Raw genomic sequence first — 23,505 nt, 5'->3', positions numbered from 1 at the left:
ACCCGGCCGGACTGGATCCGCCGGGAGCGCAACGCGGGATGAAGCGCCGTGGCACGATGGCCAGGGTTAAGCACGGATTCAATCCGCCGGACCGATGCTGGCTACCGCAGGAAAAGTCAGGGGCTGCACATGAAACCAAGAATGCTGATCATCGCTGCGTTCGCCGCGGCCGCACTGAGCGGTTGCGCGACGTATGACCATGTCGGCGCCAGTGCGGCCGGCGGTTACTACCAGGGGCGCCCGGTGGTCCGCTATTACGATGCCTACGGCTATCCGGTCTATGGCGGCTACTACGGTGGCTACTACAACCGGCCCTCCTACTACGGCCGCCAGCCCTATTACGGCTATTACGGCCCGTATTACCCGTACTACCCGCCGCCGGTCCATCGCCCGCGTCCGGGCCACGACCATGGTGGCCACAGGCCGCCGCCGGGCAGCGGTCCGGGCGGCAATCGCCCGGCGCCCTGGCGCGACCCGACCCGCGGCGCCTGGCGCGAGCACGGCCAGCAGCCGGCGGTTCCGGGCCAGCCGCCCCGCCGGGTCAGCCCCGGCATGCCGCCAAGAGTCTCGCCGGGGGTGCCTCCCCGGGTCTCGCCGGGCGCGCCGTCACGGCCGCAATCGATGCCCCGCAGCATCAACGAACGTCCCGCGGGGACGCCGCGGATCCAGCCGCGGGGCGGGCGGATCCGGGTCATCGAGAACTGATCCGGGGGGTACGGCCCGCCGGCCGTCGGGCCGTTGGAACCGAAGTTGACCGGTTGCGTCGCTTTCTGACGTCACAGGCGATAAAGGTTCCATGTCGACGTCCGGTGGGGAGTTCTGGATCCCCCCTGTTCCGGTCCCTGCCGGGCGTCGGCGCCCCTTCAAACCCGGCTCCGGCCGGGTTTTTCATTGCCCGACGCGGTATCCTTCGCGCACAAAAAAGGGCCGGCAGTCCCCCGACTACCGGCCCCCGGCATCCCCGCTGTGCGCATGGCTGGCCCCTGTTCCAATCCCAGCCCACGCCCCTGTCGCTTGCCACATCGGGTGCCGCGGATACATCGCAGGAAGCGTGCCAATCCGGTACCACCGGTCCGATGCCCTCCAACGCGAACGCCGGCCGACAAGGCTGAACACGAACCATGAATCACGACTTCTACCGCTACGACGTCATCATCATCGGCGGCGGCCATGCCGGCACCGAGGCCGCGCTGGCCTCGGCCCGCGCCGGCGCGCGCACCCTGCTGCTGACCCACAACGTCGAGACCGTCGGCGCGATGAGCTGCAACCCCGCCATCGGCGGCATCGGCAAGGGGCACCTGGTCAAGGAAATCGACGCGCTGGGCGGGGTGATGGCTTGGGCCGCCGATCGCGCCGGCATCCAGTGGCGCACCCTCAACGCCTCCAAGGGGCCGGCGGTGCGGGCGACCCGCTGCCAGGCCGACCGCGCGCTGTATCGCCGCGCCATCCGCAGCGCGGTCGAGGCGCAGCCCAACCTGACCGTGTTCCAGGCGGCGGTGGACGACCTGATCATCGAGGACGAAAGCGTGCGCGGCGCGGTCACCCAGACCGGCTTGCGTTTCCACGCTCCGGCGGTGGTGCTGACCGCCGGCACCTTCCTGGCCGGCAAGATCCATGTCGGCGAGACCCAGTACGCCGCCGGTCGCGCCGGCGATCCGCCGGCGACCGCGCTGGCGCACAGGTTGCGCGAGGGGCGCTTCGTGGTGGACCGGCTGAAGACCGGCACGCCGCCGCGCATCGACGGCCGCACGCTCGACTATTCGGTGATGGAGGAGCAGCCCGGCGACGATCCGATGCCGGTGATGTCCTTCATCGGCGACGTGGCGGATCACCCGGCGCAGGTGTCCTGCTGGATCACCCACACCAGCGATCGCACCCACGAGATCATCCGCAACGCGCTGCACCGCTCGCCGCTGTACACCGGCCAGATCGAGGGCATCGGTCCGCGCTATTGCCCGTCCATCGAGGACAAGGTGGTGCGTTTCGCCGAGAAGGCCAGCCACCAGATCTTCGTCGAGCCCGAAGGCCTGGACGTGGTGGAGATCTATCCCAACGGCATCTCGACCTCGTTGCCGTTCGACGTGCAGCTGGATCTGGTGCGCAGCATCCGTGGTTTCGAGCAGGCCCACATCACCCGCGCCGGCTACGCCATCGAATACGATTTCTTCGATCCACGCGGGCTGAAGTCCTCGCTGGAGACCAAGGCCGTCGCCGGCCTGTTCTTCGCCGGCCAGATCAACGGCACCACCGGCTACGAGGAAGCGGCCGCGCAGGGCCTGGTCGCCGGCCTCAACGCGGCCCGCTTCGTGCAGCAGAAGGACGCCTGGTCGCCACGCCGCGACGAGGCCTACATCGGCGTGCTGATCGACGATCTGATCACGCATGGCACCAACGAGCCCTACCGCATGTTCACCAGCCGCGCCGAGTACCGGCTGCAGCTGCGCGAGGACAACGCCGACCAGCGCCTGACCGGCGTCGGCCGCGAGCTGGGCCTGGTGGACGACGCGCGCTGGGCGCGCTTCAGCGCCAAGCAGGAAGCGGTGCAACGCGAGACCGCGCGCCTGCGCGCGCTGTGGGCCACGCCCAACAACGCGCTGGGTCGCGAGCTGGAGAGCGTGCTGGGCGTGGCGGTCAGCCGCGAGACCAATGCGCTGGATTTGATCAAGCGTCCGGAGCTGGACTACGCCCGGCTGATGCGGGTGCCGGCGCTGGGACCTGCGGTGGAAGACGCCAAGGTCGCCGAGCAGGTGGAGATCGGCGTGAAGTACGCCGGCTACCTGGACCGCCAGCGCGAGGAAATCGAGCGCCAGCAGCGCAACGAGGCCACCCCGATTCCGCTGGGTTTCGACTTCGCCGGCGTGCACGGACTGTCGGCCGAAGTGCAGCAGAAACTGGCCCGCGTGCAACCGCAGACCGTCGGCCAGGCCCAGCGCATCCCGGGCATGACCCCGGCCGCGATCTCGCTGCTGCTGGTCCACCTCACCCGCGCGCGGCGCGCGCAGGTGGCATGATGCGCCTGGCTTGATTGCGAGCGGGCATCGAACAGGGAACCACGTGACGCAACCGGAAACGGACATCCATCCCATCGCGCCGGAGAAGCGCGCCGCCATCCTGGCCGCGCTGGCCGACATCGAGCGCAGGCACGCGGTACGCATCGTATTCGCCTGCGAATCCGGCAGCCGCGGCTGGGGCTTCTCATCGCCGGACAGCGACTACGACGCGCGTTTCATCTACGTGCACGACACGGCGTGGTATCTGACCGTCAATGAGCGGACGCGACCAGGTGCCCCGCAACGGGACGTGATCGAGCTGCCGATAGACGACGAACTGGATGTCAGCGGTTGGGATCTGCGCAAGGCGCTGCGCCTGTTGTCCAAATGCAATCCCACGCTGTCCGAGTGGCTGCGTTCGCCGATCGTCTATCGCGAGGACCCCGCGATCACCGGGCGGCTCCGCGATCTGACGGAAAGCCATTACTCGCCGTTGGCCGCCTGGCATCACTATCACAGCATGGCGAAGACCAACTTTCGTGGTTACCTGCGCGGCGAGCGCATCCGGACCAAGAAATACCTGTATGTCCTGCGTCCGATCCTGGCCTGCCTGTGGATCGAAACGTCCGATCAACCACCCCCGATGGCATTCGAGGCACTGCTGGACAAGCGGCTGCCGAACGGGCCGGTGCGCGAGGCCATCGATGCGCTGTTGGTGGTGAAGCGGGCCAGCGGCGAGGTCGCCGATGGTCCGCGCATTCCGGTCGTCAGCGATTTCATCGAGATGCAGCTCGAACGGATGGGGCGTGAAACAATGCAACTGCCCTTGCGCGAGGCGGAGGAAGGTTCGCCGGACGCCTTCTTCCGCCAGGCCATCGGTTTCTCGGCGCGCTAGGCGGATGCCGTCGTGGGCCGGGTACCGGCCCACCATTGCCTGTCACCCATAACACCGATGCCGCATCGGCGCGGTGCGTGGTGCACTCACTCCGCCGGCAGGCCCATTTCCTTCAGCAGATGCGGCGCCGGTTGGACCTTGGCCATCAGCCAGCGCATGTAGCGCATGTCCACGTGCACGGCGCGCTTGTAGCGCGGATCGAACATCCAGCTGGCGCTGACCGATTCCCAGTTGCTGTCGAAGTTGAGGCCGATCAGCTGGCCGCGCGCGTTGAGCACGGGTGAACCCGAGTTGCCGCCGGTGGTGTCCAGGTTGGTCAGGAAGTTGACCGTCTGGGTCTTCAGCGCCGGATCGGCGGTGCTGCCGAAATCGCCCTTGGCGATTGCCGCCAGCAGCGGCCTGGGTGCGTCGAACGGCACCGTGTTGGTGTTCTTCTCGACGATGCCGGCCACCGTGGTCACCGGCGAATAGGTCACGCTGTCGCGCGGGTGCAGCGATTCCACCTTGCCGTAGCTGACCCGCAGGGTGCTGTTGGCATCGGGATAGACCGAGCGTCCCTGGCTGCGGTACCAGCCGGTCAGCGCCTGCATGTAGGCCGGGCGCAGGCGCAGCAGGTCGCCGTCGCGCTGCTTGCGTTCGTTCTCCAGGCGCAGCAGGGCGGGCTGCAGTTGTGCGGCCAGCTTCAGCAGCGGATCCGGCGAGCCGGTGATGGCGGTGGCGTCTGCCTTGAGCAGCCCCACGCGGGTCGCTTCGTCGCCCAGTCCGGTGCCGCCGTAGACGCGCGCCAGGGTGGCTTCCAGGCTGGCCGCGTCGCGGCCGAAGGCGGCGTCGAACTCCGGCAGGCGCTGCGCGTCGGGCAGCTTCTGGTAGCGTCCGACCAGTTCGGTCAGGAATGCCCGCTCCATGCCGGCGTCATAGCGGCGCTGCACCTGCTTCAGCAGGCCTTCGATGAGGGCGAGGTCGCGCTCCTGGTAGCCGCTTTCGCGATCGGCATCGGCCTTGCCGCGCTCCAGCGCCAGGCGCTGCAGGGAGATCGCGCTGCGCAGCAGCTGGGTGCGGCCCTCGATCATGCCGATCAGCAGGTCGCGCTCGCGCATCGCGCTGCCCTGGTCCAGCAGGGCCTGGGCCTGGTCGATGCGCGCGCGCAGCGCCTGGGCGTCGCCGCCGGATTTCGCCAGCCATGCGTACATCGCCTGCTGTGCGTCGGCGCGCACCTGGATGGCGTCGCTGCGGTGCAATCCTTCCAGTTCGCCGCTGAAACGCTTGCTGCTGTTCTTCAGGCCGGACAGCTGGCTGGCGTACTTCACCCCGGCCGCCGGATCCGCCTTGCCGCGCTGCTGGACGATGTCGATCAACGCGTCCAGCACCTCGACATTGGCCGGCAGGCCCCATTCGATGCGGTCCTTGAACTCGCTGGCGAAGCGATGGCGATAGGTGATGCCCGGATAGCCGGCCAGCATGGCGAAGTCGCCTTCCTTCGGGCCGTCGAGCGCGACCTGCAGGTGCGCGGGCGCGCGGTAGGGCACGTTGTCCGGGCTGTACGCCGCCGGCTTGCCGTCCTTGCCGACGTAGGCGCGCAGCAGGGTGAAGTCGCCAGTGTGGCGCGGCCACATGAAGTTGTCGATCTCGTCGCCGTAATTGCCGATCGCGCGCGGCGGCGCGTAGACCAGGCGGATGTCGCGCAGTTCCAGCTGCTTGATGCGGTAGAAGTCGGCGCCGTAGTACATGGTGGCGACACTGCAGCGCATGCCCGCCTCCTGCTCGCATTCGCCGACGATGCGCTTGCTGGCGCGATCGACCGCGTCGTAATACTCGCGCCCGGTCTTGCCGCTGGCGGCCTTGAGCACTTCATCGGTGACGCGGTCGAAACCCACGGTCACCAGCACCCGGTAGTCGGGATTGGCCGGCAGTTCCGCGCCGCGATCGGCGGCGGTATAGCCTTCGTCGATCAGGTTCTTCTCCGGCTTGGAGTTGTACTGGATCACGCCATAGGCCACGTGGTGGTTGGTCAGCACCAGACCGTCCGTGGAGACGAACGCGCCGGTGGCACCGCCGACCTTGACCACAGCATTCAGCGGTGGCCGGGTGAGATCCGCCAGCGCGGCCGGATCGCCTTCGAATCCCGCCTGGCGCAACGGCCCGGCCAGTTGCGGCAGCTGCGAGGGCATCCACATGCCCTCGTTGGCCTGCGCGGGCAGGGCCAGGGCGATGCCCAGGGCCAGGGCGGTGAAAGACGTGCGTGCGCTCATCGGCGGGAACCTCGTGAAAAGACAGCCTGCGACGATAGCGGCCCGCGCCGTGCGGGGCAATTGCCGCCGTTGCGACTGTCTCAGTCCGCGTCGAACGCCACCGGCTGGCCGATGAATTCGCCGTAGCGCGCGGCGGCCCGCGCGAGCGGGGCGTGATCACGCTTGCGCAGGGGCTGCAGCGGCGTCAGCGCGAGCGTGGCGCCCTGACGGCCAAGGCTGCGTTTCCACAGCGCGGTGACGCGGCCATCGACGACCAGGCTCGGGCTGACCAACCCGTTGATCCCGATCACCTGCCGGTGGTGCGCGGCGTCCAGCACGGCGCTGCGATCCTTGTAGCCCACCAGGTATTCGTCGAAGGGCGGCAGCAGGTGCACGGCCGGGACCGCGGGCGCGGGAGGTTCCGCCACCCCGGCGAACCAGTACCGCGCGCCGTCGTGATCATGAGGGGAGAGTGCGGGCTTCGCGATGTCCACCGCCGCCTGCGCATCGCGCAGGGTCAGGCCCGACCACCATGCCAGATCCTGCACCGTCGCCGGCCCGTGCCCAACGAAGTAACGCCGCGCCAGTTCGCCCAGCGCTTCGTCGCGATCGCGCGGCGGGGTGGGCGGGATCCATTCGTCCAGCAGCACGAAGGTCGGCTGCTTGCCTTCGCGTGGTCCCTGGCAGATCAGGCCTTCATGGGCGAGCCGGCCGAGGATGTGCAGGCCGCGCGGTCCATCGGTCTCGATGCGGCGCTCGACCAGGGCTTCGTAGAGCGCGCCGCGGGTCATCCGTTTGCCACCTTCGAGCAGGCGCGTGATCACCTCGGCGCAGCGACGGGTGGTGCGCGCATCCAGGCCGAAGTCGCGCTCCTGCCGCGCGCGATCGCGGTCGAGCGCGCGGCTGGCCATCAGCGCCAGCATCCAGCGCGCATCCTCCGGCGCGACCAGGTGCAGCGTGCCGCGCATCGGCCAGGTGCGCACGATGCGGCCAGCGGCGATGGCCCGTTCGACATCGGCCTCGCGCGCTCCCGTGGTGCGCAGGCCCACCGCCCACAACGACCCGTAGTAGTCCTGCGCCTGCACCGCCAGCAGATGGCGGACGGTGATGGCGGGATCGTCGCCCAGCGGAGCGCTGATACCCTGCCGGTGAAGCCGCCATTGTGGGGTCGATGGAAGACTTGCCATCTCAGCGCTTGAGCTCGAACACCGCCCTGACGCTTGCCCGATACTCCACGGTGGGCTGGACGTAGCGTCCGGAGGCGCTCCCGGTGACGGTGACCTTGTCCAGCGTTTCCGCGTTGTAACCGAAGCTGTTCTGCGCCCCGACATTGTCGACGCTGTAGATCGGGCCGAGCCCCGCACCCAATGCCTCGGCGGTTTCACCTGCCTGCGTGCGCGCATCCTGGATCGCCTTGCGCTTCGCCTCGGAGCGGAGCTGTCCGGCGTGCGTGGATTCGAACTGGAGATTGTTGAAGCTCGTGGCACCGGAGGCGAGTCCGGTGTCAATCAGATCATTGAGGCGATCGATCTGCTTCAGCAGCACGGTGACGGTCCGGCTGGCTTCATAGCCGTTGGAAACCCGCCTGCCCGAATCGGTGTAGTCGACATCCTCGGAGGCCCGCAGGCTGCCCGCTTCGATGTCCTCGCCCTCGACACCGAACCGGGAAAGGGCCTCCAGCAACCGGTTGACGCCCTGATCCACGGCTTTCTTGGCGGGAAGCGGTTGCGCCGCGCGGGATTCGAACTCGAAACTCAGGCGCGCGCTATCGGGCTTGGCCGTGACCTTGCCTTCGCCCGACACCACGATATGCGGTGCGTCGGGAAGTGGAGTGCCGGCGAAGGCGGGGGGTGCCAGGATGACCAGCATGGCGAGAACAATCTGACGCATGAAATCTCCTTTTCAGCGAAGTGGGTGGACCGTCCTACTTTTCCTTGCGCCAGTTGATCGAGCCGCGGCTCTCGATGGTGCTGGACTCGATTTCGATGTCGAAGCCCTTGCGCAGCAGGTACTTCAGCGTGACCGCCGAACCCGAGCCAACCATCGACACGCCGTAGCTGACGTACAGCCGCGGCGAGAGGTACTTGCCGACGCCGAACACCGAGCCGCCCAGCGTGCGCGATTCCAGCACGCCGGCATCATCCAGGCCGATCTTGGCACCCAGCTGCGAGGCCAGCAGGCCGGCGCCGGCCGAAAGCGCGGAGGATGCGGCGTTGATGCGCTGGCTCTCGTCGCTGCTGGCGCTGTTGAGCGAACGGCCCAGCACCAGGTAAGCCAGCGCCTCGGATTCGGAACTGGCCGGATCCGACCATACCTTGGCGCGCGGCTGGCTGGCGCGGCCGGTGACGTCGATGCCGGCGGTGACGCCCGCGCTGATCACCTCGCGCTGGGCGCGGATGTTGATGCGCGGGTCGCTCACCGCGTTGTTGCTCCAGGTCAGTTCGCCGCGGGTGATCTGCAGTTTCTGGCCGTAGGCTTCGTAACGTCCGTCCACGTCCAGGCGCCCGGTGGCGACCATCTCGCGGCCCAGCCGCGAGCGCACCCGCATGTTGCCGGCCAGCGTGCCTTCCAGGCCGTAGCCCTTCAGCGCGACCTTGTCGCCCAGGGTGATGCCCAGGTCCAGATCCAGGCGCGAACTCGGGGTGCGTTCCGGATCGGCCGGATCCAGCACCACCACGTCCTCGGACGCGGACACGCCATCGTCGAGTTTTTCGACGTCGATGCTCGCCGATGGCACGGTGACATCGCCGCGCACCTGGATGGTGTTGTCGGCGAAGCCCACCTGGATGTCGGGCGAGGCGATGGCGCGCAGATCGGTGGTATCGGACACCAGCACGTTGTCGCCGCGCACGTTGAATTGCAGCGGCGTGGTGTCGTTGTTCCAGCCCAGGCTGCCGTCGACCCGCAGCACGCCTTCGCCGGATTTCACGCTGCCGTCGATGCGCGCGCTGCCATCGGCCAGCGCGACCAGGCGGGCGGTGCCGTCGGCGAGGGTGATGCCGAGCGCGGGCAGCTCGCCGGTGAATTCGGTCAGGTCCGCCTCGCCGGTGAGCGCCGGCCGGCCACGGGTGCCGGCCAGGCCGATGTGGCCGGCCAGCTTCCCGCGCGGACGCACCAGATCCGGCGAGAACAGTTCCAGCCAGAACAATCGCGAATTGTGGAAGTACAGATCGCCCCGCAGCGGCGAGAATTCGTCCCAACCGGTATTGACGGTGGCATCGACATAGCCGTTGCCCTTGAAGCCGCTGCCCAGGCGGGCCTGGATGCGCTGCGGGTTGAAGTCGGCGTCGAAACTGAAGTTGTCGTAGCTGATCAGCTCGCCCCGTGCGTTGTTGCCCAGCTTCATGCCGCCTTCCAGCGAGGCCAGGTGGATCTTGCCTTCCCAGGCGTTGCCGCGCGGACGCAGGCTGGCGTCGAGGGCCAGGTTGCCGCGCAGGATCAGCGGGCGGCCGCTGTTCTGCGGCAGCCAGGGATGCACCAGCGTCAACGGCAGTGAATCCGAATGCAGGCTCAGGCCCTGTCGCGGCCAGTCGGCCTCGGCGCACAGCGAACCGCCATCGTTGGAGGCGAGGCAGGTGCTGGTCAATGTCCAGTTGGCGCCGCGCTGGGCAAACCGCGCCGGCTGCTGCAGTTGCCAGGCGCCGCCCTTGGACGGGGCGATGCGCAGGGCATCCAGCGCACCCTGCCAGTTGTCGCCGCGCCGCTGCGCGCTTCCGGCCAATGCGATCGCGCCCATCGGATTGCGTGCGTCGCCGTCGACCCGTAGATCCTCCACCGCGCCGCGCGCGTCCAGGCGCAGCTCATCCAGCACCATGCCGACGTTGACCGCGCTGGCGCGAACGGCCAGTTCGCCGTTGCCACTGCGCCAGGGCAGGCGGCCGCGCAGGCTGACGGTGTCGGCGCTCCAGTCGTTCCAGCGCAATTGGCTGCCGGACAGATCGGCCTCGATGTCCGGCGCGGCGCGCGCGCCGGTCAGTTTCACCGTGCCCTGCAGGGTGCCGCTGCCGGTGGGCAGCAGATCCGCCAGGTGCAGCGGCGACAGCGACGCATCCACCGCCAGCCGGTCGCCCACCTTGCCCTTGGCCTGCACGCGGCTGCCGCCGAGCGTCATCGCCAGTTGGCCCTCGCCATCCTCGCCATGCAGGGCGAAGTTGCCGCGCGCGTCCAGCGGCCGGCCACGCAGCCGGCCCGCCAGCTTCGGCAGGTCCAGGGTGGCGTCGAAACCGCCCGCTTCGCGCGCCTGGCCCTGGCTGCTGAATTCGCCGGACAGGTGGCCGTCCCAGTCGGCGAGGAAATAGCCGGGATCGAAGCCGGCCAGCTTCGCCTTCATGTCCCACGCCAGGACCGGCGTCCATGCCACGTCGCCACCGGCGTCGAGCTGGCCGGTCGGCATTTTCGCCCGCAGCGTCTTCACGGTCGCGCGCTCGCCGTTGCCGGCCGCGTCGAACTCCACTTGCGCCTTTTCACCGGCGCGGGTGAAGTCGGCCTTGCCGACCGCCGCCCAGTTTTCCAGCTGGCCGGCCACGCCCAGATCGGCGCTGGCGCCGATGGCGGTCTCGGCGCTGTCGCCCCAGCGCAGTCCGCGCGCATTGATCGCGAAACGGAACTGCGGATTCGCCGGATCCTTGAAGTCGGCGCGTCCGCGCAGCGTGGTGATGCCTTCGAACGCGCGCACCACCAGCGGCTCGACCGTCAGCACCTCGTCGGCGATGGCGACCTGGGAGGGATCGATCACCAGCGTGGTCTTGTCCTGGACGATGCGTCCCTGCAGGGTGGCCTTGCCGCCCGCGCCGTCGGCCTTCAGATCGAAGGCCAGCGGCAGGCTGTCCTCGGTGACCGCCAGTGCCGCCAGATCCAGCAGCTCGGTCTTGCCGGTGAAATGCCAGGTGGGATTCTCGGCGCCGCGCAGGGTCAGCAGCACGCGCACCGGTGCCGGCGCATTGCCGGCCAGCGCCATGTCCATCCGGTCGATGTCGCCGCGCGCGACCAGGCCCACGCGTGCCGGCGCCTTGCCCGCCGGTGCGGGGAACACGCCGGTGACGACCAGGTCGGTGCGGTAGCCCTTGCCCGGCGCATAGCCGCCGTTCGCGTTGAAGTTGCCGCGATCGGTGTCGATGGCGAGTTTTTCGGCCAGGAAATAGCCGTTGCCGATATCGATGCCGCCACGGCCGCGACGGATGTCGATCACCGGCTTGCCGGCCTGCGAGATCGCGAACCCGTCGATGACCAGGGTATCGGCCTGGATCGCCAGCGGCATCTGGATCTGCGGCAGCGATTCGGGCCAACGCGGCAGCTCGAAGGGTTCGTCGCTTTCCGGCACGTCCAGGGTAGCGTTGCGGATCTCCAGCGCGTCCAGGCGCAGGCGCTTGCCCAGCAGCGGACGCAGATCCGGATCCAGGTACACGCGCTCGGCGGTGAAATGGATCTTGTCCCAGCGGAAATCCACGCCATGCAGGGTCAGCGGGCCGGCCAGCGGTCCCTCCACCTTTTTCCAGGTGAGCGAGGAGTTGGCCGGCAACCGCGCCACCACCTGCGCCAGCAGCACGTCGCGGCCGGCCACGGTCTGCAGCAGCCAGTACAGGCCGAAGCACAGCAGCAGCACCAGCACCCCGGTGCCGATCGCGCTGCGGACCGCCAGCACCCGCATGCGGGCGCGGCGGCGTGCGCGCAGTTCGGCGATGCGCGCCTCGCGTTCTTCCGGGGTGATGTCGTCGACGGGCCGGCTCACAGGTCGGTTCCGATGTTGAGGTAGATCTGGAACTGCGAATCGGGATCGTTCAGGCCATGCGCCAGGTCCAGCCGCACCGGGCCGATCGGCGAACGCCAGCGGAAGCCGATGCCCACGCCGGTGCTCAGGTCCGGCATGCCGCCATCGAAGGCGCTGCCGGTGTCCACGAACACCGCGCCGCCCCACGGACCGCCGCCGGGGTAGTACTCGTACTCGGCGCTGGCGGTGACCACGTTCTTGGCGCCCAGCGCGTATTTGCCGATGCGCGGACCGACTTCGCGCCAGGCATAGCCGCGGATGCTGCGGTCACCGCCGGCGAAGAAGCGCAGCGACGGCGGCATGCCGACCAGGCTGCTGGTGAAGGTATGGCCGTATTCACCCCGGAAGATCAGCGCGCTGTTGCGACCGTACTCGCGCGACCAGCGCGCGCGGATGTGCGCCTGCAGGAAGCTGGCGTCGGACCCGGCGCCTTCCACGCCGCCGCGCAGCAGCACCGAACCGGCCAACCGGTCGGGCCGGTTCGAGCCCACCGGCGCGTTGAGGTAGTCGGCCTGCAACGAGGGATAGGTGAAGGTGGCGTAGCGGTACTCGGGCGAGTCCAGTTCGTTGCCGTCCTCGTCCTCGTAGTACGCCCAGCGTTCGCGCAAGGCATGGATCGAGGCGACCGCGGTCCAGTCCTCGTTGATCTGGCCGCTGCGGCTGCCGATGAACTCGATGTGGCGCAGGTCGATGTAGTCGGTCTGCTCGTCGCTGGCCTGCGCGGCGATGGTGTACCAGCCATCCAGCCACTTGAAGGCGGGAATGCGGTACTGGGTCAGCAGGGTCTTGCGGTTCTGCGCGTAGTCCAGCTGGGTGGACAGCTTGTGCCCGCGGGAATTGAGATAGCGTCGATCGACGCCCATGCGGATACCGGCGCCGCTCTCGGAACCGTAGCTCACGCCGGCGGTGTAGATGGTGCGCTTGGCCAGGCTGAGGTTGACGTCGATCGGCACGCGGCCGTTCTCGGCCTTGTCGGGATTGGCCTGGATGTCGATGTTGCTGAAATAGTCGAGTCCCACCAGGGATTCGCGCAGGCGATCCAGCTTGCCCTGGTGGAAGTAGCTGCCTTCTTCCCAGTACACCAGCTTGTCCAGCAGGCCGGGTTCGAACTTGCCCTGGTGGAAGGTGGTGGGGCCCATGTCGTAGCGGATGCCGCTGACCCAGGCCAGATCGATGTCGGCCGCGTGCTCGGCGCGGGTGACTTCGACCCGGCGCTGGGTGAAGTCGGCGTCGAAGTAACCGCGGTCGGCCAGGCGCCGCACGATCTTGAGCTTGCTGGCTTCATAGGTCGTGTGATCGAAAACCTCGCCGGTGCGCGGCGCGAATGCGGCGAGGTCTTCCTTCAGGTAGCGATCGTCGCCGCCTTCGCCATCGATGCTCAGGCTGGAACGCCGGACCCGCACCGGCTCGCCCCGGGCCACCCGGATGATCACCTCCACCCGTTCGTTTTCGCCATCGCCGGTACGGTTGGCCTGCACCTGGATGTCGGGCGAGTAGTAACCGAAGGGTTCCAGCGCTTCACGCGCCTGCGCGGCGGCTTCGCCCAGCAGGTATTCCAGGCGCGATTCGCCCAGGCGCTTGCCGACCACGTCGTTCAGTGACAGGGCGACGTTGATGTTCTCCACCATCGCCTCGTCCTCGATCCCTTCGATGCGGATCCTGTCGATGGTGGCCGCGGCCCAGGCGGGACCACTGGCGGCAAGCAGGACAAGCAGGGTGGCGAAGGGGGGGATTCGTCGCATGCGGGCAGGATAACCGGCGAAGGGATTTTCGGGTTAAAGGAACATGAGGGCGCGCGGCCCGATGCGAGCGGCGGGCGTGATGCTGAATGACGGAACGGACCGCTCGGGCGGCCGCCGCGACCGTGAGATGTCCGAGTGCCGCGCAGCTGCGGGGGCGCGGGTGATGTGAGGTCCGCAGGCAACAACGAGATGGCCTCCCCGCGGTGGCGGGGAGGCCTTCGGTTCAGACCGAGAGATGTTCGATGGCGGCGACGGCGCGGAAGCGATCGGCCAGGCGCTTGAGCAGGGCCAGGCGGTTGGCGCGGATCGCCGGATCCTCGGCATTGACCATCACGTTGTCGAAGAACGCGTCCACCTGCGGGCGCAGCCGAGCAAGGCGGTTCAGCACGCTGACGTAGTCATGGTGGTGCAGGGCCTCGTCGGTGTCGCCGAGCGCGGCTTCCACCGCTTCGGCCAATGCGCTTTCGGCCGGCTCCTTCAGCAACGCGCGATCCTCCATCGCCGGAATCGCGATGTCGGCCTTCTTCAATATGTTGTTGATGCGCTTGTTGGCCGCGGCCAGCGCCTCGGCTTCGGGCAGGCTGGCGAAGGTGCCGATGGCATCCAGGCGCGTGTCGAAGTCATACAGGGAGGCCGGCTTCAGTTCGGCGACCGCGTTGAAATGCGCGGCCGGCACGCCCTTGTCGGCGTAGTAGCCGCGCAGGCGATCGAGGATGAAGTCATGCAGTTCATGCACCTCCGCCTGCACGCCGCGCGCGGCCAGCGCGCCGTTGGCGCGATTGAGCAGGGCGGGCAGATCCAGGTTGAAGCCGGATTCGATCATCGTGCGCGCCAGGCCCAGCGCATTGCGGCGCAGGGCGAAGGGATCCTTGTTGCCGGTCGGCTTCAGGCCCGCGGCGAAACCGCCGGCCAGCGTGTCCAGGCGCTCGGCGATCGCCAGCACCTTGCCCAGTGGAGAGAGCGCGATGTCGTCGCCGGCGAAGCGCGGCTGGTAGGCCTCGTCGATCGCTAGCGCGATCTCCTTCGGCTCGCCCGCGGCCACCGCGTAGTGGCGCCCGGCGATGCCCTGCAGTTCCGGAAACTCGTTGACCATGCGCGACTGCAGGTCGTTCTTCGACAATTCGGCGGCGCGGCGCGCCTCGGCGGCATCGGCTCCGGCCTGCGGCGCGATCGCCTCGGCCAGCGCGGCCACGCGCACGACCTTGTCCGCCACGCTGCCCAGCCTGGCCTGGTAAGTGACCGAGGCCAGGCCATCGCCCATCGAACGCAGGCCCTGCTTGAGATCCTCATCGAAGAAGAACTTGGCGTCGGAGAAGCGCGGGCGGATGACGCGCTCGTAGCCCTTGCGGACTTCGACCACGTTCTGCGACTCGATGTTGGCGATGCCGATGAAGTGTTCGGTCAGCTTGCCGGCATCGTCCAGCACCGGGAAGAACTTCTGGTTGATCTCCATCGTTTCGATCAGCGCTTCCTGCGGTACCGCCAGGAACGCCGGTTCGAAACCGCACAGCACCGCGGCCGGCCATTCGGTCAGGCAGACCACCTGCTCCAGGTTGTCGTCGGTGATCCGGGCGACGCCACCGGCGCCCTGCGCGGCCTGGTTGACCGCGTCCACGATGCGGCGGCGGCGCTCGTCGGCATCCACCAGCACCCTGGCCGCGCGCAGCGAATCCACGTAGTCGCCGGGCTGGCCGATCCAGACCGGCTTGTCATGCTCGAAGCGATGGCCGCGGCTCATGCGATCGGCCTTGACGCCCAGCACTTCCGCGTCGACGACGTCCCCGCCCAGCAGCAGCACCAGCCAGTGCACCGGCCGCGCGAAGGCGTAGTCGTGATCGCCCCAGCGCATCGGCTTGGGGATGGGCATGCCGGCGATGGCTTCGCGCACGATGTCCGGCAGCAGGCTGGCAGTGTTCGCGCCGGGCTTGATCGCGCGGTGGACGAAACGCTCGCCCTTGCCGTCGGTGGTGCGCTCCAGCTGGGTCCAGTCGATGCCGGCCTTGGCGGCGAAGCCCTGCAGCGCCTTGGTCGGCTCGCCGTTGGCGTCGAGCGCGATGTTGAGGTACGGCCCCAGCACTTCCGATTTCTGCTCAGGCTGTTCCACCGCCACGCCCGGCAGCAGCACGGCCAGGCGGCGCGGCGTGTACAGCGGCTTGGCGTCGCCGCGCCGGAATTCGACGCCGCGCTTTTCCAACGCGCCGATCACACCATCGAAGAACGCCTGTGCCAGTCCGGGCAGCGCCTTGACCGGCAGTTCCTCGGTTCCGAGTTCGATCAGCAGGGATTTTTGTTCGCTCATGTCGTGCAACCTGGTGTCTTGCCTGTCCCGCTTGGAAGCGGTGGGTAGGGCACGGGGCTTGCCCCCATCCGCCCTGCGGGTACCTTCCCCCGCGAGCGGGGGAAGGACGCGTGTCATGGGGTCCGGTTTTTCAGTCCGGGGAAGCCGAGCTTCTCGCGCTGCGCGTGGTAGGCCTCGGCGACCGCCTGGGCCAGCTTGCGCACGCGCAGGATGTAGCGCTGGCGCTCGGTCACCGAAATCGCGCGGCGCGCGTCCAGCAGATTGAAACTGTGCGAGGCCTTGCAGACCTGTTCGTAGGCCGGCAGCGGCAGGCCGGCCTCGACCAGCTTCATCGCCTCGGCCTCGCAGGCGTCGAAGCGGTGGAACAGTTCGGCGACGTCGGCGTATTCGAAGTTGTAGGTGCTCTGCTCGACTTCGTTCTGGTGGTAGACATCGCCGTAGGTGACGATGCCCTGCGGACCTTCGGTCCACACCAGGTCATAGACGTTGTCGCAGTTCTGCAGGTACATGCACAACCGTTCCAGGCCGTAGGTGATCTCGCCCAGCACCGGCCGGCACTCCAGGCCGCCGGCCTGCTGGAAGTAGGTGAACTGGGTGACCTCCATGCCGTTGAGCCAGACTTCCCAGCCCAGGCCCCAGGCGCCGAGCGTCGGCGATTCCCAGTTGTCCTCGACGAAACGCAGGTCGTGCACGCGCGGATCGATGCCCAGGGCCTTCAGCGACTCCAGGTACAGCTCCTGGATGTTGTCCGGGTTGGGCTTCATCACCACCTGGTACTGGTAGTAACGCTGCAGGCGGTTGGGGTTTTCGCCGTAGCGGCCGTCGGTAGGGCGGCGGCTGGGCTGCACGTAGGCGGCGTTCCACGGCTCCGGACCGAGCGCGCGCAGGAAGGTGGCGGGATGGAAGGTGCCGGCGCCGACTTCCAGGTCCAGCGGCTGGATCAGTACGCAGCCCTGGGCGGCCCAATACTGGTTCAGGGTCTGGATGAGCCCCTGGAAGGTCACGGCGGGGGTCGAAGTGGCGGCCATCGGCTTATCGTGCACTGCGGAAAAGCGGGCTAGTATACGGGGGAAGCCCCCGCCCCACCTTCGTTTGCCCACCGTGGACGTTCCCGTGAAAGCGCCTTTCCTCATCGTCGAAACCGGCCAGCCGGTGCCGTCGATGCGGCGTTATGGCGGCTTTCCGCACTGGATCCGGGTGGCGGCCGGACTGGAGGCGGACGAGACCGTGGTGAGCAATGTCGAGCGCGGCGACGCGCTGCCACGCCGCGAGGGATTCGCCGGGGTGATCGTCAGCGGTTCGGCGGCGATGGTCACCGACCGCGCCGACTGGAGCGAACGCAGCGCCGACTGGCTGCGCGATGCGGTCCACGAAGGCGTGCCGGTGCTGGGCATCTGCTACGGCCACCAGTTGCTGGCGCACGCGCTGGGCGGCGAGGTCGCCTACAACCCGGCCGGACGCGAATCCGGCACCGTGACCATCGATCTGCATCCGCATGCCGAGGGCGACCCCCTGTTCGCCGGGCTCCCGCCCAGTTTCGCCGCCCACGCCACCCACGTGCAGACGGTGCTGCGGGCGCCGGACGGCGCGACCGTGCTGGCCCGTTCCGAACAGGACCAATGCCATGCCTTTCGCTGGCGGGACCGGGCCTGGGGCGTGCAGTTCCACCCCGAATTCGCCACCCACCACATGCGCGGCTACGTGCACGCGCGCGCCGAGCACCTGCGCAACGAAGGCCGCTGCCCCGGCAGCATCGCCCGCAGCGTGACGGCGGCGCCGCAAGCCCGCAAACTATTGCGGCGCTTCGTCGCGCACGCACGCGGGTTGCAGGCCCGCTGAGCTTTCCTTCCCACGGACTACCGATGAGCATGATCAACAAGGTGCCGGCCAGCGCCGGCGCGGAATGGCTGCTGGGCGGATTCGCGCTGCTGCGCAGGGCGCCGGCGGCATTGGGCATGCTGGCGGTGTTGTGGGGCCTGGCCTCGACCCTGCTGATGGTGCTTGCCAGCACCACCGGCGTGACCGTGCTGCTGTATGCGGCGCAGTTCCTGCTGATCCTGGCCGGCCCGCTGTTCTTCGGCGCCATGATCTGGGCGGCGCGGGAAGTGGACCAGGGCCGGCCGGCCCTGCCCGCGCACCTGCTGCAGCCGATTCGTGACGGCCATGGTCTGGCCTTGCTGCTCACCTTGCTGCCGCAGCTGATCGCCTGCTTCGCGCTGGGCCTGCTGCTGCTGGTGATGATCGGTCCGGATCAACTCAAGCACCTGGGCGACGTATGGATGCAGATGCAGGCCGTGGCCGCCGAGGGCGGCCAGCCGGATCCGTCACTGGTGAAGGATCTGCCGGCCGGCCGCCTGCTGCTGTGGCTGCTGCTGGTGGCGGCTACCTTCGTCGGCATCAAGTGGATGACCTTCATCGCCGCGCCGCAGATCCTGTTTTCCGGCACCGATGCGTTCACCGCGATGCGCAACAGCCTGCGCGCCTGCGTGCACAACTGGACCGCGATGCTCGTGTTCTACCTGCTGGCCGGCATCGCGATCTTCGCGATCACCTTTGGCTCGATGTTGCTGCTGGTGATACTCCAGCTGGTGGCCGGACCGGTGATCGCGGCGCTGTTGTGGCAACTGGTGTTGCTGGCGGTGCTGACGCCGGTGCTGGCGGGCGCGATGTATACCGCGTGGCGCCAGATGATGACGCCGGCGGGCTCGACCGCCTCGACGGCGACGCCGGCCACGACCCACATCGAAGCCTGACCGGACGCCATTCCGCCGCGCCGTCCTGCTGATGGCTAGGCGCGGTGCCCGGTCCCCAGGTATTCGGCGCTCTGCATCTCGATCAGCCGCGAGGCGGTGCGTTCGAACGCGCCCTGCAGGCGTTCGCCCGTGTACAGCGCGATCGGCGCGGCGTCGGCGGTGCAGACCAGGTTGACCTGGCGATCGTAGATCTCGTCGATGAGATTGACGAAGCGGCGCGCGGCATCCTCGTTGAGCCGGTCGAAACGCGGAATCCCGCCCAGCAGCAGGGTATGGAACTCGCGGGCCACCTCGATGTAGTCGGTGGTGCCACGCGGTCCCTCGCAGATGGCGGCGAAATCGAACCAGACGATGCCCTTGCCGCGCCCGCGCACCGGAATCCTCCGGTCGTCGATGACGATGTTGCCGTCGCGGGTGGCGCTGCCGGCGCTGAGTTCCTTCCAGCGTTCGCACAGCCAGCCGTCCGATTGTGCGTCCAGCGGGGCGCGATAGACCGGCGAGCGGGTCAGCGCGCGCAGGCGATAGTCCTCCGCGCCGATCGCGTGGACCTCCACGCAGTATTTCTGCAGCAACGCGATCGCCGGCAGGAAGCTGTCGCGCTGCAGGCCATCCTTGTAGAGGTTTTCCGGAGCGGTGTTGGAACTGGTCACCAGGGTCACGCCCTCGGCGATCAGGCGTTCCAGCAGGCGCCCGAGCAGCATCGCGTCGCCGATGTCGGTGACGAAGAATTCATCCAGCACCAGCACGCGCAGGCGGTCGCGCCACTCCTGGGCGATCTTCGCCAGCGGGTCGCTCTGGCCGGCGTGCTCGCGCAGGCGCTCATGCACGCCGCGCATGAAACGGTGGAAGTGGGTGCGGTACTTGCCGCCCCCATCGCCACGCGTGCGCGGCGAATCCGGATGGAACGGCTCCAGCGGCAGGCCGTCGTAGAACAGATCGATCAGGAAGGTCTTGCCGCGCCCGACGCCGCCCCACAGGTACAGGCCGCGCACCGGTTCGGGCTTCTTCCAGAACGCGGACAGCCGATCCAGCCAGCCATCCTGCGGGTCCTCCAGCAGCGCCAGGTGGATGCGGTCCAGTTCGCCGAGCGCCTCGTGCTGGGCGGGATCGTCGCGCCAGCGGCCTTCGGCGACGCCACGCGCATAAGCCTGCGACGGCGTCAGGGGCGCCGGGGTGTCGCCATCCGCCATCATGCCTCCGGCAACCAGGCCTTCATCGCGTGCTTGATCGCGCCGCGCAGGTCCATCAGCTTGCGGTGGAAGAAGTGGCTGGTCTCCGGCATGCGGATCAGCTCGGGCGGATCCTTGAGCGAATCAATCCAGTCGTAGACCGCCTGCGGTTCGACAATCTCGTCCTGCTCGCCTTGGATCACCAACCACGGACAGGACGGCGGCACGATCGCCGCGAAGTCCCAGCGGCCGGCCGGCGGCGCGATTGAAATCAGCGCATCGGGCCTGAGCGTGTCCGCGCAGCGCAGCGAGACATAGGCGCCGAAGCTGAAGCCGGCCAGCCACAGCCGCGTTCCGGGCCGCTGCGCGCGCACCCATTCGACCACCGCCTTCAGATCCTCGGACTCGCCGTCGCCATGATCGAAGCTGCCGGCCGAACCGCCCGTGCCGCGGAAGTTGAAACGCACCGTCACCGCGCCCAGTTCGCGCAGGCTGCGCGCGGTCATCACCACCACCTTGTTGTGCATGGTGCCGCCCTCGATGGGCAGCGGATGGCAGACGATGGCGATCAGCGGCAGCGCGGCGACGTCGCCGTCCGGCCATTCGACGGCGACCTCCAGCGGACCCTCCGGGCCGGGGAGGGTGAGGTTGGCGGTCTGCGCGGGGAAATCGGGGATCGACATGCGCCAATGATAAGCCCTGGGCCTTTCGTGGCCCCGGCGGGACGCGCGCCTGCGACCATCGGACCTGCAATGCAGCGTTCGATGTTTCGCCTTGCGGTTGACATTGCTGCGGCGCACAATTGCTAATTCCCCCGCCCGCGATACCCGGTTTCCGGGATTTCCGCCCGCATGCGCCTTCCCCTCATCGCGCTCGCCGTGAGCGCTTTCGCCATCGGCACCACCGAGTTCGTGGTGATGGGCCTGCTGCCGCAGATGGCGCAGGACCTCGATGTCTCGATTCCCTCCGCCGGCATGCTGGTGTCCGGCTACGCCCTGGGCGTGGTGTTCGGCGGGCCGCTGCTGGCGCTGGCCACGGCGCGCTTGCCGCGCAAGGCGGTGTTGCTGGTGCTGATGGGCGTGTTCGTGCTAGGCAACTTGCTGTGCGCGCTGGCTCCCGACTACACCACGCTGATGGCCGCGCGCGTGATCGCCGCGCTGGCGCATGGTTCCTTCTTCGGCGCGGGCGCGGTGGTCGCCGGACATATCGCCCCGCCCGGCAAGCGCGCGCAGGCCATCGCGCTGATGTTCACCGGCCTCACCGTCGCCAACATCCTCGGCGTGCCCGCGGGCACCTGGCTGGGACAGGCGCTGGGCTGGCGGGCAACGTTCTGGGCGGTGGTGGGGCTGGGCGTGGTGGCGCTGATCGCCATCGCCCGCAACGTGCCTGTGCTGCATAACCTGGCGCCGCCGCGACTGGGCCGCGAACTGCGCGTGCTGCGCGAGCCGCAGGTGCTGCTCGCGCTGGGCATGACCGTGTTCGGCTTCGGGGGCGTGTTCACGGTGTTCACCTACATCGCGCCGATCCTCACCGACGAGGCCGGCGTGGCCAGCCATTCGGTGGGCGCGGTGCTGGTGCTGTTCGGGCTGGGCGCGACCCTGGGCACGCTGCTCGGCGGCCGCCTGGCCGACTGGAAACTGATGCGCGCGCTGACCATCGCCTTGTCGGTGTTGTGCGTGTTCTTCCTGCTGTTCGCCGCCGGCATGCATCTCAAGCCGGTCGCGGTGGCGGGCGTGTTCCTGATCGGCTTCATCGGTTTCATCGGCGGCCCGGGCCTGCAGACGCGCTCGGTGCAGCAGGCGAAGGACGCGCCGCTGCTGGCGTCGACCCTCAACCAGAGCGCCTTCAACCTGGGCAACGCCGGTGGCGCCTGGATTGGCGCGAGCTTGCTGGCCCATGGCGCGGCCTATCCGGTGCTGGGCGTGGCGGCGGCGGCGGTGACCGCGGTGGGATTGGGGCTGACCGTGCTCAGCGCGCAGCGCGATGCACGGAGCGTTCCCTTCGACGCCGCCTGCGATAGCGGTTCCGCCGGGCACTGATCAAAGGCCGGGCGGGCACGGAGCCCGCGAGCGGGCTGGCGCAGCATGTCCACGCGCCGCCCAGGCCCAATGAGCAATCGGTCAGTCCGCCGGTACCGTCCGCTCGCGCGCCCATTCGCGCAGCGCGCCGACCTGTTCGGCCATCAGCACCGACAGCGGCCGGGTGTTGCGGATTTCCTCCATCAGCAATGCGGTGTCCAGCGTGCGCTGCTCGCCATGCGCGGTGTACAGCGCCGAGACGATGGCCTGTTCCAATTCCGCGCCGGAAAAGCCGTCGGACGCCGCGGCCAGCGCGGGCAGTTGCAGTTCCTCGACCGGCAGATGGCGACGGGCCAGGTGCACGCGCAGGATCTCCACGCGGGTGTCGGCGTCGGGCAGGTCGACGAAGAAGATTTCGTCGAAGCGACCCTTGCGCAGCAGTTCGGCGGGCAGTTCCTGGACCTGGTTGGCGGTGGCGACCAGGAACACCGGCGCCTTGCGCTCGGCCATCCAGGTGAGCAGGTAGCCGAGCACGCGCCGGGAGACCCCGCCGTCCTCGCCGCCGCTGGCCAGGCCCTTCTCGATCTCGTCGATCCAAAGCACGGAGGGCGCCAGCTGTTCGGCCGAGGCCAGCACGGTGCGCAGGTTCTTCTCGGTCTCGCCGTGGTACTTGTCGTACAGGGTGCCGAAATCCAGCCGCAGCAGCGGAACGCCGAAACCGGCGGCGGTGGCCTTGGCCAGCATCGACTTGCCGCAGCCCTGCACGCCCAGCAGCAGCACGCCGCGCGGCGGGTCCAGGCCCGGCGGCGCGCTGCCGGCGAACACCGCGCGGCGCTGCTCGATCCAGCGCTTCAGCCGGCGCGCGCCGGCCACCTCGGCGAAGCGCGCGGTGTCGTATTCGTAGTGCAGGTGGCCGCTGCGGTTCAGCAGTTCGAACTTGAGCCGGGTCAGCTGGGGCAGGTCGTCGGCGTTGAGCGCGCCGTCGGCGTGGATCAGCTGGCGGGCGATGCGGCGGGCGTCGGACAGGCCCAGACCCTGCAGGTTGCGCAGGATCTGGCGGGCGGCGTCGCCGTCCACCTCGACCCGCCGGCCGCCGTTCTCGCGGGCGTAGCCATCGGCTTCCTCGCGCAGCATCTTCTGCAGGGCGGTGGCGTCGGGCAGGCGCGGGCTGAACCGCACCGCCATCGATTCCAGCTCCGGCGGCAGCTCCACCTTGTGGCCAACCAGGACGATCACGTGTGGCAGGCAGTGGCGGCGCTGGATCAGGTCGCGCAGCGCGCGCTGGCTGCTGGCGTAGCCCAGGTAAGGGTGGAAATCCAGCAGCAGGTAGATGCCGCGCTGGCTGGCCTGGCGCATCGCCTGCAACGCGGCGCTGGCGTCGGGCGGGCCTTCCGGCTCGTCCTCGCGGTCCATGTCGATGCGGCGCAGGCCCTCGGTGATGGTCCACCGGTACAGGGCCCGCCAGACCTGCGAGAGGGTCTGGCGGAACAGATCGACCGCGCGGGCCTCGTCCTGGGTCTCGATCACGATCAACGGGGTGTTGGCCCGGATCAGCGCGGTCAAATCCTGGAGTTCGTTCATGAAAGCGGTCGTTCCCTCGGGGAACGAAAGATAGCAAAGCGATTCACGCAACGTGGACACGCC

Annotated in this window: 16 protein-coding genes; 6 read left to right on the top strand and 10 right to left on the bottom strand. The window is 68.7% G+C overall.

The window, feature by feature from the left end; translation table 11 throughout:
• Positions 1-141 precede the first annotated feature (141 nt).
• The 3 genes from AC3DE2_RS08910 to AC3DE2_RS08900 all read left to right on the top strand — a co-directional run bounded on the left by AC3DE2_RS08910 (position 142) and on the right by AC3DE2_RS08900 (position 3,885).
• Positions 142-705 (top strand): hypothetical protein, encoded by a 564-nt coding sequence (locus AC3DE2_RS08910; protein ID WP_295381096.1) that lies wholly within the window; start codon positions 142-144, stop codon positions 703-705.
• 416 nt (positions 706-1,121) lie between these two features.
• Positions 1,122-3,011: a tRNA uridine-5-carboxymethylaminomethyl(34) synthesis enzyme MnmG gene (mnmG, locus tag AC3DE2_RS08905; RefSeq protein ID WP_488425889.1), complete on the top strand. Its 1,890-nt coding sequence runs from the start codon at positions 1,122-1,124 to the stop codon at positions 3,009-3,011.
• Between the two features lie 43 nt (positions 3,012-3,054).
• Positions 3,055-3,885 (top strand): nucleotidyltransferase domain-containing protein, encoded by an 831-nt coding sequence (locus AC3DE2_RS08900; protein ID WP_488425888.1) that lies wholly within the window; start codon positions 3,055-3,057, stop codon positions 3,883-3,885.
• A gap of 86 nt (positions 3,886-3,971) precedes the next feature.
• On the opposite strand, the gene AC3DE2_RS08895 is transcribed toward AC3DE2_RS08900, so the two are convergent.
• The 7 genes from AC3DE2_RS08895 to glyQ all read right to left on the bottom strand — a co-directional run bounded on the left by AC3DE2_RS08895 (position 3,972) and on the right by glyQ (position 16,949).
• Complete coding sequence (locus AC3DE2_RS08895; RefSeq protein WP_488425887.1) at positions 3,972-6,134, bottom strand: S46 family peptidase; 2,163 nt, start codon at positions 6,132-6,134, stop codon at positions 3,972-3,974.
• Between the two features lie 80 nt (positions 6,135-6,214).
• Positions 6,215-7,300, bottom strand: a complete 1,086-nt coding sequence (locus AC3DE2_RS08890) for a winged helix DNA-binding domain-containing protein (protein WP_295381073.1) — start codon at positions 7,298-7,300, stop codon at positions 6,215-6,217.
• 1 nt (position 7,301) lies between these two features.
• The gene (locus AC3DE2_RS08885; protein ID WP_295381071.1) at positions 7,302-8,003 is read right to left on the bottom strand and encodes an SIMPL domain-containing protein; all 702 of its coding nucleotides are present in this window, start codon (positions 8,001-8,003) and stop codon (positions 7,302-7,304) included.
• 34 nt (positions 8,004-8,037) lie between these two features.
• On the bottom strand, positions 8,038-11,760 hold the full coding sequence (locus AC3DE2_RS08880) for a translocation/assembly module TamB domain-containing protein (protein WP_488426142.1): 3,723 nt from the start codon (positions 11,758-11,760) through the stop codon (positions 8,038-8,040).
• Positions 11,761-11,837: 77 nt separating this feature from the next.
• Positions 11,838-13,622 (bottom strand): autotransporter assembly complex protein TamA, encoded by a 1,785-nt coding sequence (locus AC3DE2_RS08875; RefSeq protein ID WP_488425886.1) that lies wholly within the window; start codon positions 13,620-13,622, stop codon positions 11,838-11,840.
• A gap of 223 nt (positions 13,623-13,845) precedes the next feature.
• Positions 13,846-15,921, bottom strand: a complete 2,076-nt coding sequence (gene glyS / locus AC3DE2_RS08870; RefSeq protein WP_488425885.1) for a glycine--tRNA ligase subunit beta — start codon at positions 15,919-15,921, stop codon at positions 13,846-13,848.
• A 113-nt stretch (positions 15,922-16,034) separates the two neighbouring features.
• Positions 16,035-16,949 carry a glycine--tRNA ligase subunit alpha gene (gene glyQ, locus AC3DE2_RS08865; RefSeq protein WP_183640179.1) on the bottom strand — a complete coding sequence of 305 codons (915 nt, stop codon included), beginning with the start codon at positions 16,947-16,949 and terminating at the stop codon, positions 16,035-16,037.
• Positions 16,950-17,034: 85 nt separating this feature from the next.
• Between glyQ and AC3DE2_RS08860 the strand changes: the two genes are divergently transcribed.
• Both AC3DE2_RS08860 and AC3DE2_RS08855 read left to right on the top strand, forming a co-directional pair.
• A complete protein-coding gene (locus tag AC3DE2_RS08860) occupies positions 17,035-17,760 on the top strand; it encodes a glutamine amidotransferase (RefSeq protein WP_488425884.1) in 726 nt (241 codons plus the stop codon).
• Positions 17,761-17,783: 23 nt separating this feature from the next.
• Positions 17,784-18,674: a BPSS1780 family membrane protein gene (locus AC3DE2_RS08855; RefSeq protein ID WP_488425883.1), complete on the top strand. Its 891-nt coding sequence runs from the start codon at positions 17,784-17,786 to the stop codon at positions 18,672-18,674.
• 35 nt (positions 18,675-18,709) lie between these two features.
• On the opposite strand, the gene zapE is transcribed toward AC3DE2_RS08855, so the two are convergent.
• On the bottom strand, positions 18,710-19,864 hold the full coding sequence (gene zapE / locus AC3DE2_RS08850; RefSeq protein WP_488425882.1) for a cell division protein ZapE: 1,155 nt from the start codon (positions 19,862-19,864) through the stop codon (positions 18,710-18,712).
• Positions 19,864-20,526 carry an alpha/beta hydrolase gene (locus tag AC3DE2_RS08845; protein WP_295376989.1) on the bottom strand — a complete coding sequence of 221 codons (663 nt, stop codon included), beginning with the start codon at positions 20,524-20,526 and terminating at the stop codon, positions 19,864-19,866. The genes zapE and AC3DE2_RS08845 overlap by 1 nt, the downstream gene beginning before the upstream one ends.
• A gap of 168 nt (positions 20,527-20,694) precedes the next feature.
• Here AC3DE2_RS08845 and AC3DE2_RS08840 point away from each other — a divergent pair, with 168 nt between their 5' ends.
• Positions 20,695-21,882, top strand: a complete 1,188-nt coding sequence (locus AC3DE2_RS08840) for an MFS transporter (protein WP_488425881.1) — start codon at positions 20,695-20,697, stop codon at positions 21,880-21,882.
• Positions 21,883-21,963: 81 nt separating this feature from the next.
• Here the strand turns inward: AC3DE2_RS08840 and AC3DE2_RS08835 are convergent, their stop codons facing one another.
• Positions 21,964-23,442, bottom strand: a complete 1,479-nt coding sequence (locus AC3DE2_RS08835; protein WP_488425880.1) for an AAA family ATPase — start codon at positions 23,440-23,442, stop codon at positions 21,964-21,966.
• Between the last annotated feature and the right edge of the window lie 63 nt (positions 23,443-23,505).

This window comes from Pseudoxanthomonas sp. 68-E7 (genome assembly GCF_057773145.1).
The sequence above is the reverse complement of the archived record's forward strand: the minus strand, read 5'-3'. Positions and strand labels throughout refer to the sequence as shown.

What these genes read in the sequence shown, in the direction of transcription:
- AC3DE2_RS08845 (WP_295376989.1), bottom strand. Translation starts at nt 20,526, where the DNA reads ATGTCGATCCCCGATTTCCCCGCGCAGACCGCCAACCTCACCCTCCCC.
- AC3DE2_RS08875 (WP_488425886.1), bottom strand. Translation starts at nt 13,622, where the DNA reads ATGCGACGAATCCCCCCCTTCGCCACCCTGCTTGTCCTGCTTGCCGCC.
- glyS (WP_488425885.1), bottom strand. Translation starts at nt 15,921, where the DNA reads ATGAGCGAACAAAAATCCCTGCTGATCGAACTCGGAACCGAGGAACTG.
- AC3DE2_RS08895 (WP_488425887.1), bottom strand. Translation starts at nt 6,134, where the DNA reads ATGAGCGCACGCACGTCTTTCACCGCCCTGGCCCTGGGCATCGCCCTG.
- AC3DE2_RS08890 (WP_295381073.1), bottom strand. Translation starts at nt 7,300, where the DNA reads ATGGCAAGTCTTCCATCGACCCCACAATGGCGGCTTCACCGGCAGGGT.
- AC3DE2_RS08880 (WP_488426142.1), bottom strand. Translation starts at nt 11,760, where the DNA reads ATGCGGGTGCTGGCGGTCCGCAGCGCGATCGGCACCGGGGTGCTGGTG.
- AC3DE2_RS08910 (WP_295381096.1), top strand. Translation starts at nt 142, where the DNA reads ATGCTGATCATCGCTGCGTTCGCCGCGGCCGCACTGAGCGGTTGCGCG.
- AC3DE2_RS08840 (WP_488425881.1), top strand. Translation starts at nt 20,695, where the DNA reads ATGCGCCTTCCCCTCATCGCGCTCGCCGTGAGCGCTTTCGCCATCGGC.
- glyQ (WP_183640179.1), bottom strand. Translation starts at nt 16,949, where the DNA reads ATGGCCGCCACTTCGACCCCCGCCGTGACCTTCCAGGGGCTCATCCAG.
- AC3DE2_RS08855 (WP_488425883.1), top strand. Translation starts at nt 17,784, where the DNA reads ATGAGCATGATCAACAAGGTGCCGGCCAGCGCCGGCGCGGAATGGCTG.
- AC3DE2_RS08885 (WP_295381071.1), bottom strand. Translation starts at nt 8,003, where the DNA reads ATGCGTCAGATTGTTCTCGCCATGCTGGTCATCCTGGCACCCCCCGCC.
- AC3DE2_RS08835 (WP_488425880.1), bottom strand. Translation starts at nt 23,442, where the DNA reads ATGAACGAACTCCAGGATTTGACCGCGCTGATCCGGGCCAACACCCCG.
- mnmG (WP_488425889.1), top strand. Translation starts at nt 1,122, where the DNA reads ATGAATCACGACTTCTACCGCTACGACGTCATCATCATCGGCGGCGGC.
- zapE (WP_488425882.1), bottom strand. Translation starts at nt 19,864, where the DNA reads ATGGCGGATGGCGACACCCCGGCGCCCCTGACGCCGTCGCAGGCTTAT.